This window comes from Armatimonadota bacterium (assembly GCA_028871815.1).
Lineage (GTDB): Bacteria > Armatimonadota > Chthonomonadetes > Chthonomonadales > Chthonomonadaceae > REEB205.
Genome location: JAGWMJ010000003.1, coordinates 165003 through 176345 on the forward strand (window position 1 = coordinate 165003; position 11343 = coordinate 176345).

Genomic DNA, 11343 nt, shown 5'->3' on the forward strand with positions numbered 1-11343 from the left:
ACGGGCACGAGATCTGCTGGACAGAGGTGCCTTCGCACAGTACAGGCAAACTGGTACGCGTTCCCAGATTTGACGAGATTTAGCGTCAATTCGGCATTCCGGATGCTGGTCGGTCCATGGTATGGTTCAGCCACATCGTCCTGAATGACGATGAATGCTGGGACGCTTCGAGAAACATTGTTGAGATAAGGCAGAAGTTCCGGAACGCCTCCGGGCATCTGAGGCGCATCCAGCAGCGTTGTAGAAACACCTGGGTTTGCAAGAGCGCGGGATTGTTGGACCACAATCCCGGTATGCCTCCAGCCCGCGGCGCGACACATCGCAAGCACCCGACGCCGAAGCACGGCTTCATCGCCTGGTCCGGAGAATGTCAGCCGCGCCCTATCGGCCGACACGACATCGATCCACAGAGTAGTTGCACGTACCCGAGCGCTCCGCGTTTGAGCGCTGCTCGGCGCGCTACTTACGCCGACGGCCACCGCCAGCACCACACCGAGATGGCGAAGCAACAGACGAACGGACGCTCCGCTCAGCCAGCGATCCTGGCCACACTCCGTGCACTGGAGGTGTGGAGCTGAGGAGACTCGAACTCCTGACTTCCTCAATGCCATTGAGGCGCTCTCCCAGCTGAGCTACAGCCCCACGAAGCCGGATCGACGGGTCTCGCCGGCGGACGCTCCATTATACACCACGACCTGCCGGTGCATCAACGGCGGTAACGAGAGGCTCCGCAGGAACGACGCACTTGCGCGCCGAACAGCGGCACGCGGGAACTTGCCGGCTGAAAGGAGCGCTGCGATGCCACGAATATGGGGAGAGACACTGACTCGCGAAGCGCTTCTTCAGCGCGTCGGCGATATCATTCAGGTCGCCACCGTCCGTGCAGTAGAGCTTGCGGACGGTGCCGAGCGCGGTGTGCGTGCCCTCGAGGTATGCACGGGTAGCGGACTCGCATTTACGATACTGGCTGACAGAGGCATGGATATCTCCACCGCCACGTACAACGGGCGCGCACTTGCCTGGCGATCGGCAACTAGCGACGCACATCCAGCCTACTTCCAGTCCGAGGCCGAAGGAGGGCGAGGCTGGCTTCGCCAGTTCTACGGCGGTCTTGTGGTTACTTGCGGGCTAACCTGGGCCGGAGCAAACGATGTGGATGACGGCCAGCTCTTTGGCCTGCATGGGCGAGTCAGCAATCTGCCGGCTACCAACGTATCGTGGGACGGACGTTGGAATGGAGATGACTACGAAATAACGATACGCGGCCGCGTCCGACAGGCAACGGTTTTCGGAGAAAACCTGGAGATGACCCGAACGATCCGATCGATGCTCGGTGCATCGCGCCTGGTGATACAGGATGAGGTGACAAATCTGGGCAGTCAGCCTACAGAACACATGCACCTTTACCATATCAACATCGGCTGGCCCACACTGTCGCCGGGCGGGCGGCTTGTGTCGCCAACGCTGTCGGCGATCCCCAGAGATGATGAAGCCGAGTTGGGTAAGGCGGAGTTTGCCCGGTTTGGCGAACCCACAGCCGGCTACCGCGAGAAGGTCTACTTCCATACCATGGCGCCGCTTGCAGATGGACGCTGTGCTGCCGCAGTCGTCAACTCAAGCGTGCCGTCCGGCTCGGGGCACGGTGGATTCGGGGTCTATTGCCGATGGCGCCCGCACCAGCTACCGCGCTTCACCGAATGGAAAATGCTGGATGCAGGAACGTATGTGGTTGGCATGGAGCCGGCGAACTGCAGCGTACTCGGCCGGGCGCAAGAGCGCCGGGATGGCACGCTTGCCGTTCTGCAACCGGGCGAAACCGTACCCTACGAGGTGGAAATCGGCGTTCTTGATGGAGCTGGCGAGCTGGCAGCATTTGAAGGCGAGTGCCGGGCAGCCGTCAGCGGCGCCTCGTCGGCAGCGTGACGTCGCCTGAATTGGCGGCACGCCGTCGGCCGACCGAGCGGGCCGCTGCGTTCGCCATCGGGGCCGGCGCACTCGCGATCACATTGCTGCCGTACGTTCAGGGCTGGGCAGGCGCACATGGGCGCGTGTACATGTGGCTGGGTTACAACCTCGACGACAGCTGCGTCTATCTCTCATGGATGCATCAGGCCGCGCACTCCGGCCTGCGTGTTTACAACCTGTTCACAACCGACGCGCAACACGGTTTAATTGCTAACCCACTGTTTCTCGCTTTAGGCTGGTTCGGCGCCGTGACGCACATGCCTTTGGTTGCGGTGAACCAACTGGCGCGGCTGGCCGGTGGCGTGGTACTGCTTGCGGTGGTCTGGCGACTGCTCAAAGCCACCATCCTTGAGCCGCGGAGTCGCCTCATGGCATTCGCGCTCATCTGCTTCTCGTCGGGTCTTGGCTGGCTGCCGTTGTGGTGGTCTGTCCCGCCGATCGCAACGCCAATCGACAAGTGGCAGCCGGAAGCGATTACGTTTCTGTCGCTCTACCTCAGCGCGCTCTTCGCATTCTCAATCGCGATGCAGGCGGCCGTTATCGGCCTGTTATACGGCGCGATGCAGCGAAGAGATTGGCGCCTCGCTACCGGCGCCGGCCTGCTGGGCGCCGTGATCGGCCTGACGCACTCGTACGACGTCATCACAATCTCAGCAGTCTGGCTGTCTTTCCTCGTGGTGGAGACGGCCGCCGCGGTAGCCGGCCACAGCACAGAGGCGCGCCGCAAGGCATTGGCTGGTTGGCTCCACGCCGGCATCGCTGGGGCGCTTACGCTGCCGTCGGTGGCCGTGATGTATCACGAGTTCCGGACTGAAGCCGTTTTTCACGCACGAGCCGAGGTGCCGACACTTGCGCCCGCACTGGCATGGGTAGTGCTGGGCTACGGGATTACGTTGGCGCTAGCCATTGGCGGGGCGATTGTGATCTGGCAGCGTGGCGGCTTCGGCGTGGCGCCAGGAGCATCCGCACCGCGTGACCATGATCCTTTCTTCCGAACAAATACAGCAGCTCGCCTCATGCTGGTGTGGGCAGTCGTCAATGTGGCCATTGCCTGGATGCCGGGCGCGGCTTTCCAGCGAAAGCTGATACAGGGCGCTCACCTGCCACTGGCGGTTCTGGCCGCCGGCGGCGCGCTGGCGTTCTGGCGATGGCTGTCACGGCGAACGCCAGGCACCTCATACTCACTGTTCACCGTCTCACTTACCATCGTGTTGGCACTGACTAATATCCGATTCCTGGTGCGCGAGGTTCGGAATAACGAGCGAAACCGTGTTCAAACGATGCTGGAGAGAGCCTATCTGAACCCAGGAGAATTGGCCGCGCTGCAATGGATCGCACGGCATACACCGAAACGAGACGCTGTTCAGCCGTTGCCGTGGGTAATGCAACCCGATCCACATCATATCGCCGCCTACGATATTACGCTTGCCTCCTTTACGCCCGGCCTCATCGGCAGACACGTTTACTGCGGGCACTGGGGCGAAACACCAGACTTTGGCTCGAAGTTCAATGAGCTCGCAAGGTTTGCCTTGCCTACAACAACCGACACGCAGAGAATTGCGCTATTGCGAAAGATGCATGTGGCATACCTCATCTTTTCGCAGAAGGCGCGTGGCGACACTGGCGCCGACACGCTGGAACCGATGTTCCGCGGAAGGGTGGTGCTGCCCGACTACCTGAAGTTGGTCTATTCCAACCGCGATGCCGACATCTATCTGGTACAACTGCCGCTGGGCGCAAGCCGGAGTGCGCCCGGGTAATTATCACAGGCTACCGTGAAAACCGCAATCTGCAACGAGACTTTCGAACACTGGCGGTGGGACGATACGCTGGATGCCATTACAGCCGCCGGCTACGACGGCGTGGAAATAGCACCATTTACGTTTGCCAGCGAGCCCGCCGAGATTACAGCCGATGACCGGGCTTCCATTGCGACAGCGGCCCGGCGTCGCGGACTCCAAATCGCCGGCTTGCACTGGCTCCTGGTCTCACCACCGGGCCTCTCACTGACCAGTGATGATACCGAGGTGCGGGTACGTACCGTTCGACACCTGGCCGCGCTCGTTGAACTGTGCGCCGACCTCGGCGGCGCCATCATGGTACTGGGCTCGCCGGCACAACGGCGAATACCGGCTGGCTTGAACACCGCCGGCGCCACGCTGCGGGTGGTGGAAGCCCTGGCCTCCGTGGCGCCCGAGGCGGAAAAACGCGGTATTACAATCTGCCTAGAGCCACTGCCGGCGCCGGAGGCTGATCTGATCTTGACACTGCACGAAGCCGTTGACGCTATTGCGCAAGTGGCAAGCCCCAATCTCCGGACGCTGATCGACGTGAAAAGCGCTTCAGCCGAGTCCACCGATGTGGCCGCAGCGGTGCGCACGTGGGCCCCATGGGTCGCGCACTTTCATGCCAACGATACCAACATGCGAGGACCCGGGACCGGGGACACCGACTACGTCCCGATTATGGCTGCGCTGCACGAGATCGGTTACGCGGGTTGGGTGTCGGTGGAGGTCTTCAACTACGAGCCCGACCCGGTGACCATAGCCAGAGAAAGCATCAGCTACGTTCGACGCTGTAACGAGGCTGCAATGCGATCGCAGAGGGCATAAGCCAACCTATTTACCCGGGCCAAGCGGATAGAGCAGCTTCTGAATATCGGGCTGGTTGAAATTCTGCATGGTTACGACCGTAACCCCGGTATCCACCTGCTCGGGATGGTTAGACTTCACCTCGTGGGCCTTGATGGCCTGAACGACGCGCTTCACGCCTTGATATCCCATCTGGAAAGGGCGCTGCACCACCAGTGCCTGAATAACGCCATCCTTCAGGTCAGCAATCTCTTCGTCACCGCCATCAAACGCCACAAGCTTTACTTTGCCGGTGTCGCCTTTCTGCCGGATCGACTGGGCGGCACCAACGGCTCCGCCCTGGTTGCATGCAAAGATGCCGGCGAGCCCGGGATGCGCCGCCAGCATAGAATCCACAGCATCCTGCCCCTTGTTGACATCGCTGTTGGAATAGAGCGTTACCACCAGATGCAACTGTGGATACTTCGCCAGCTCTTGCTTGAAACCGTTCTCCCGATCGTCGGATGATCCGGCGCCCTTTACAAACGGCAGCAAGCCCACATCCCCACCCTTGGGACCAACAAGCCTGGCAAGCTCGTCGGCCGCATCCGCGCCACCGGTCACATTATTTGTAGCAATAAACGCTACAGATGTATCCGGCGTGATGCCACTGTCGATCATGACCACCGGTATGCCGGCAGCCTGCGCCTTTTGCACTTCCGGCGCCAGGGCATGCGCATCGCACGCAGCCATTACAATTCCGCTGACGCCTTTGACTATCTGGGCGTCGAGTATGTTCTTCTGCTCCACCGTCTGCGTCTCTTCCGTAGGACCCTGAAAGATGATCGACGCGTTGTCCTCCGCGGCTGCCTTCTCGGCGCCCGCCTTCACCGTCTGCCAGTATGACTGCGTGACGCCTTTCGGTATGAGAGCGATCTGGAGTTTGCCACCAGCGCCGGCCGAGCCCGGACGGTGGCATCCGGCTGCCCCAACGGTTGCGATCACTCCGGCAGCGCAAAACATGCGACGTACGGCGGCACTCGGGCGACCTGCACTACGGTGACCTTTTCGCATTTCGATTCTCCCTGCTTGGTTCGCTAAACGTGCGGCTAGAAGATACCTTCGGCGGCATCCCCTGTATGTACTGCTGCAGCGGCGGCAGCTCTTTCAAGGGCAGCATGAACCAGCTGCCCGGCGCGGTTCAGCGCGGAATTGGAGCCATGGACTTTGATCGCATGTTGAATGTCCTGTTCCGCGCCGCGCATATCGCCCGGCGCCGCGGTTGCGATTGCGGTGCGGTATCCAGCCTCAGACTGCGCCAGGTCATTTTGAACTGCGTGAACAAGGGCAACGTTAAAGAGGACATACACCAGACCGGGACTGATGGCGAGAGCCCGCGCCGAACTGGTGAGTGATGCGGAATAGTCACCAGCACCATACTGCGACCAGCCCATGTTTCCCCAGACTGTCGGATTGTTCGGTGTAATCGCGATACACGCCTGATACTGCTCGACGGCCTGAGCGTGGTCGCCGGCGGCTTCATACGCATCCGCTAGCTGTGCGATCAGAAGCGGGCTCCTGGGTGCGCGCGCCAACTGCTCCTTCGCGCTGGCAATGGCTTGCGGATACCGCTTCAAACCCTCCATCGCCGTGCAGTCCGTCGGGTCGGCAACGAGTGCCGCTTCATATTCCCGTTGCTCCATCGCCAGATCGCCGGCCTTGTGCGCGGCATCGGCCAGCGCATCATGAGCTCCCGCGAAACCGGGAGCGGCTCCCACGGCATTCTGAAATGCCGCAACAGCGTGGCCGAAATCACCCGCCTGTACGTAAGCCTGACCCAGCCCCATTCGGAACTGCGGGTTGAGCGGATCGCGCTGCACCGCTTGTTGAAGTTCGGCGTAGGCTTGACTGTAGTTTCCGGCAGAAAGCAGGGCATTCCCCAGGCTGAAGTGGAACCCCGGCACCGCTGGATTGAGGTTCACCGCCGTCTGAAAGGCTTTCACGGCATCCGGAAAGCGGTTGAGTTGGCTATTGGCTGCTCCCAGATCCATCCAGGCGCGGATATCTTTCGGATTGGCAACCGTAGAACGCTGGAAGGTTGCGAGGGCTTCCACCACTTTGCCTTGCGCCATCAGGTGCTCGCCATCCGTGTCCAACTTGGAACTATCATCAGCCGGCGCAGTGGGCTTCGCTGGCGCCCCTGGCGGAGGCTTTGGCGCCGTCTGGGCAATTGCGTGGGTTGCAGTGCAGGATGTGATGGTGTACAAGCCCAGCATCGCGAGAATGCCGCCCAGGCTGACAATCCGGTGGGAGATCTGCTTTGTGTTCTGGTTCATGTTCGCCTGCGAATGCGGTCGTAGAGTACGGCAATTACGATAACGCTGCCGACAATAAGGTACTGGTGCCCCTGCTCAAGACCGGCCAGGTCGCAACCATTCTGGATCACCGACATGAGAAACGCGCCGATGATCGCGCCGGGAATGCCACCCGTTCCGCCAAATAGGGATGTTCCGCCCATTACGGTAGCTGCTATCGACCACAGCTCCATCTGCGCACCAGCCGTGGGCTGGGCAACCCCAGCGCGCGAAACGTCGATAACCGCCGCTATTCCGGTGACGAATCCCATCAGCGTCATGATGGAAACTGTCATCCAGCGCATATTGATACCCGACAGGCGCGCTGCTTCGCGATTCCCGCCAACAGCGTACACCGACCGACCCCATCGCGTCGCGGAGAGAACCACGTGGATAATGATGGCGCAGACGATCATTATCACAAACGCCCATGGCAGGCCGGCGCCCATTCTGGTTTGAAAGAGCCCGCCCGAACCAAACACCTCGAAGCCTGGCGCCAGCGGCGAGATATTGATGCTGTTGGACACGATAAGCGCGAGGCCGCGGCAGGCAAGCATGGCGCCAAGCGTGACGATAAAGCTGGGTATCCGGCCATAGGCTGTCACCAGCCCGTTGACCACGCCAATGGCGGAGCCGGAAGCGCATGCTACCGCGATAGCGGCGATGACACCAAAATGATGATCGCGCATTGCCACGCCGGCCATACAGCCGGCGAATGCAAGGTTAGACCCCACCGAAAGGTCGATTTGTGCGGCGATAATCACCACCGTCTGACCGACCGCCAGTATTGCAACAACCGAGGTCTCGCGAGCCAGGTCCTGAAGGTTGACGAGGCTGAGAAAGCGCGGCTGATACCACCAAAGGCCCACACTGAGCAGCGCCAAAAAGCCCAGCGGCGCCATCGCGTCGCGAACCTGCTCGTTGAGGCGCGCCCGTCCAAGCAAGGAGAAAGGTGACGTCAAACAGCGATCTCCGGCAGATTCGCGCCCCATCGGAGGCAACGCGCCTGGGGCGCATTGTGGATTACAACGCTCACCGGCGGGTTTCCTGCTCGTGCAGGAAGCCAACGAGCCATTCACGAAACCGGCCGCCATGAAGTTATCAAACTATGTGCTCATTCTGGTGGTGTCGATCCTTCTCCCCATCGTCGCTCCGGCTGCCCCGGCCGACGCTCGCCCATCCGGCGATTCGCTCGCACGGCGCATCAATAGCCTGCTGAACAAGCCAGGTTTGCGCGAGGGCTTTCAGGGCGTCCTGATCAAGTCACTAAAGAGCGGCCGGACGCTGTACGCCCGGAATGCCGATAGCCTCTTTGTCCCGGCATCCAACAACAAGATCCTCACAGCATGCGCCGCACTCGGTGTGCTCGGCATCGACTTCCGATGGCATACGCGGGTGCTGGCGACGTCGCGACCAGACAAAGATGGCGTGGTGAACGGAGACCTTGTACTGCAAGGTTCTGGCGATCCGATCCTCACAGCCGACGATCTGAATGCTCTGGCCGGTCAGTTGAAAGCTGCCGGCATTCATCGCATAACCGGAAACCTGCGCTTTGATGATTACCGCTTTGACCGCCAGTTCCTGGGTGAAACCTGGGCTTGGGACGACGAGCCCTACTACTATTCCGCCCAGATCAGCGCCCTGAACGTGGATGAGAATGTAGTGGTGGTGCACGTCCAGCCCGGCACGGGCATAGGCGACCCGGTCGGCGTAAGCGTAACGCCCTTGGCCGACTACGCCACGGTGCACTGCACGGCCGTAACGACGGCAAAAGGCACGCCGGTAGGACTCGATGTTACTCGCCGGCGCGGCCGCAATACGATCCTAATCTCGGGCAGTCTACCGGCCGGCATCGCGCCCGCGAAAGATCCTGCCATCGCGGTTACGTACGAAGACCCTCCGCGCTTCGCCGCAACACTCTTTCGGTCGGACCTCATCAAGGCCGGCATTGAGATTGCCGGCGGCACTCTGGAAGGCCACAGCCCTGTTGGCGCGGTGCTGCTGGCCGACCACCTCTCGCCCGCGATGCCGGAGGTGCTCCGCCGGCTCAACAAGCCGAGCGACAACCTGATAGCGGAGTGCTTGCTGAAGTCGGTTGGAGCGCAGATTGATGGACAGGGCACCGGCGGGGAGGGCGGCACCGCATGCCTCGCCGCGCGCACATGGTTCCGTACCATTGGTCTGCGGATGAGCGAGGTTCGGCAGGCCGATGGTTCCGGGCTATCACGAGACAACTTTGTGTCACCCCGGAATATCGTACGCACGCTGGTGTGGTTCACCAAACAACCCTGGTTCAGGCAGTACGATGAGTCGCTCCCGGTCGCCGGCGTGGATGGCACGCTCGCGCGCCGGATGAAGGGTACTGCCGCCGCCGGCAACTGCCATGCGAAGACGGGTTACGTGTCGCATGTAAGCACCATTAGCGGATATGTGCGAACGGCGGACGGCCAGCCGCTGGTTTTCTCGATTCTGATGAACAACCATTTGTGTCCTAACCGCGTCTGCGAACAGGCTCAGGATGCTATCGTCGTCCTGCTCGCGAGCCTGCGCGGAAACGCCGGCGCCCATCAATCGGACTAAAGACATGGGCTGATGTCCACAATCGGCACGCCACCCCCACCAGCCCGCCGCAAAGCCCGCGACCTTGCAGCGAGCCACCGGTCCCGACGTCGAATTACTGGCTTGTGGAAACCAGCCCGGCAGGCGCCGACGGGGCGTCCGACGCCTTGCCGATCGCTGGCGGTTTGCGAATCAACGAGGCGGCTGCACCGCGTACACCCGGCGCAGCGTTCTGCGGCATGGCGCCGCGGATTTGGGCGCTCTGGTCCCTGGATTCGCCAGAAAGTGCGGGCGCGTTGCTTTGCGCAGCCACAGGCGTCACTCGGACCGTGGTGATCGGCGAATCTGAACTTCGGCCAACGAGCGCACCGACGCCAATTCTCAAGCAACGCCCTGCGATCACGATGCGGTCGGCCAGACTGAGCCCACCACGTTCGGCTTGAGCCGCCAGATATCTGCAACCGGCTACCGCGCCGGAACCGTTTGATGGCGCGTTACCCGGACGTGCCGCGAGGCCGACGAGGAAAGTAGTCGCTAATACGGTGCAGACCATTCGAAAGAGATTTATTGGGAGTTGGCGCAGTCGTGTCTTCCACTGCCGCCGTCTGACCGCGGCCCGAACCACCTTAACGATGTTCGCCGGTTGGGCTATTGCCTCACGCAAACGGTTTTCGGCGCCGACCGCCAACAACTTATTGATATTCCGGTAGGACGTTTGGCATTCACCGCAGCGGGCAAGATGCCCCATAACCGCCGGCGCGCCGGCATATCCAGCGCCGTTGCGGATGACGTCGATCAACTGGTTATCGTCGCAACAGACATCTCGCTTCGATTCCCCTTCAAGCCGGGGCGGCTGGGAACCTTCTGTTTCGTCGCCCACCTCCGAGCCGGTAATACCGGCCCCACACTCACCATCTTCTTGATGTCTCGATACCATTTGTTAGCTCCAGTCTGGTTTGGGCACGATGCGGTGACCCTTGATAACTCTACAAAAAGGTGCGTTCACGCTCTGCGTTGCAGAAGTTCGTGAAAGCCTTCACAGTGAGCCACCGTGTTGTGTTCCAGCTTGCGAATACCGAAAGTTTCCGCAGGTGCGAGCTAAGCCTATATATTCACTATATGTAATTATATGCTACGTGACAAAACGTATTCGCCAGATGTACGTACGTATAGAAATTCCTTCGCGTGGTGAGTACGACGGACGAAGGAATCCTGATCTGCCGTCGCAAATGACCCGTATAACACGACCGAAACATGGCGCTGCCACCGAGGGGAGTTATGATACGTACTAATGACTTACTTGCCCTAGGAGCGTTTACTATTACTGCCTACGCACCGCACGGTTGGCGCCGATCACGGCGCATCGATCGGCTTGTCGCCACTCTCGCACAGCTGGACGCCGAACTGGCTCGCGCCTCGTCGTGGAGTTCGTACCAGGAGAGGAAACTCGTGCTGCGCGAGTGGGCCGAGGCGGCCCTGATCGATGTTCGAGAGGGTCAGATCCTCGCCTCGATGGCGTGGCAAAGACTCCAGCAGCGCGTCCGGGATTCCCGACAGCCTAATAGGGGGAGCGACTGCGGGGCGACCTGAGGAGTTCGCTCTCCGCGCAGGCCGAAACCGGGCGTACGAGCCGGCGCCGGTCGAGTGCAACCTGCCGGGCAGCGACCAGCTCGGCGGCCACCAATTCCGCAAATGCTCGTGTACGCGTGTGTTCCGGCGCTTCGGTAGGGCTGGCCAACAGCCGTTCCACATGGCTCAAACTCGCAATGTCGCCGGCCTGCGCGATCAGTTTCAACGACGCCAGCACCAACTCCGGCTGTGAGGATGCTAGCCCGGTGACCGCGGCACAACGCAAACTGCCCGTCAAGGCCTCACACTCTCCTGCTGCCGATAGC

The 11343-nt window shown here is 61.1% G+C and carries 10 protein-coding genes and 1 tRNA gene; 4 read left to right on the plus strand and 7 right to left on the minus strand.

Annotated elements, in window-relative coordinates; all coding sequences use genetic code 11:
- Positions 1-569: 569 nt before the first annotated feature.
- Positions 570-642, minus strand: a tRNA-Ala gene (locus KGJ62_05185).
- Positions 643-798: 156 nt separating this feature from the next.
- On the opposite strand from KGJ62_05185, the gene KGJ62_05190 reads away from it, so the two are divergent.
- Genes KGJ62_05190 through KGJ62_05200 form a run of 3 tightly spaced genes read left to right on the plus strand, consistent with a single transcriptional unit; the run spans position 799 to position 4577 of the window.
- Complete coding sequence (locus KGJ62_05190) at positions 799-1923, plus strand: aldose 1-epimerase family protein (protein MDE2125966.1); 1125 nt, start codon at positions 799-801, stop codon at positions 1921-1923.
- The gene (locus KGJ62_05195; protein MDE2125967.1) at positions 1920-3725 is read left to right on the plus strand and encodes a hypothetical protein; all 1806 of its coding nucleotides are present in this window, start codon (positions 1920-1922) and stop codon (positions 3723-3725) included. Before KGJ62_05190 ends, KGJ62_05195 begins: the two co-directional genes overlap by 4 nt.
- 15 nt (positions 3726-3740) lie before the next feature.
- On the plus strand, positions 3741-4577 hold the full coding sequence (locus tag KGJ62_05200; protein ID MDE2125968.1) for a sugar phosphate isomerase/epimerase: 837 nt from the start codon (positions 3741-3743) through the stop codon (positions 4575-4577).
- A 6-nt stretch (positions 4578-4583) separates the two neighbouring features.
- Here KGJ62_05200 and KGJ62_05205 read toward each other — a convergent pair whose 3' ends face one another.
- The 3 genes from KGJ62_05205 to KGJ62_05215 are packed head-to-tail and all read right to left on the minus strand — an operon-like array spanning position 4584 to position 7851.
- Positions 4584-5609 (minus strand): ABC transporter substrate-binding protein, encoded by a 1026-nt coding sequence (locus tag KGJ62_05205; GenBank protein ID MDE2125969.1) that lies wholly within the window; start codon positions 5607-5609, stop codon positions 4584-4586.
- Between the two features lie 35 nt (positions 5610-5644).
- Complete coding sequence (locus KGJ62_05210) at positions 5645-6871, minus strand: tetratricopeptide repeat protein (GenBank protein MDE2125970.1); 1227 nt, start codon at positions 6869-6871, stop codon at positions 5645-5647.
- Positions 6868-7851: an ABC transporter permease gene (locus KGJ62_05215; protein ID MDE2125971.1), complete on the minus strand. Its 984-nt coding sequence runs from the start codon at positions 7849-7851 to the stop codon at positions 6868-6870. Before KGJ62_05215 ends, KGJ62_05210 begins: the two co-directional genes overlap by 4 nt.
- 130 nt (positions 7852-7981) lie before the next feature.
- On the opposite strand from KGJ62_05215, the gene dacB reads away from it, so the two are divergent.
- Entirely contained in the window at positions 7982-9469 is a 1488-nt protein-coding gene (gene dacB / locus KGJ62_05220; GenBank protein MDE2125972.1) for a D-alanyl-D-alanine carboxypeptidase/D-alanyl-D-alanine-endopeptidase, read from the plus strand.
- Between the two features lie 94 nt (positions 9470-9563).
- On the opposite strand, the gene KGJ62_05225 is transcribed toward dacB, so the two are convergent.
- The 3 genes from KGJ62_05225 to KGJ62_05235 all read right to left on the minus strand — a co-directional run bounded on the left by KGJ62_05225 (position 9564) and on the right by KGJ62_05235 (position 11315).
- Positions 9564-10385: a hypothetical protein gene (locus KGJ62_05225; GenBank protein ID MDE2125973.1), complete on the minus strand. Its 822-nt coding sequence runs from the start codon at positions 10383-10385 to the stop codon at positions 9564-9566.
- A gap of 416 nt (positions 10386-10801) precedes the next feature.
- Positions 10802-10972, minus strand: coding sequence for a hypothetical protein (locus KGJ62_05230; GenBank protein MDE2125974.1), 171 nt, complete (start codon positions 10970-10972; stop codon positions 10802-10804).
- A 34-nt stretch (positions 10973-11006) separates the two neighbouring features.
- On the minus strand, positions 11007-11315 hold the full coding sequence (locus KGJ62_05235) for a hypothetical protein (GenBank protein ID MDE2125975.1): 309 nt from the start codon (positions 11313-11315) through the stop codon (positions 11007-11009).
- Between the last annotated feature and the right edge of the window lie 28 nt (positions 11316-11343).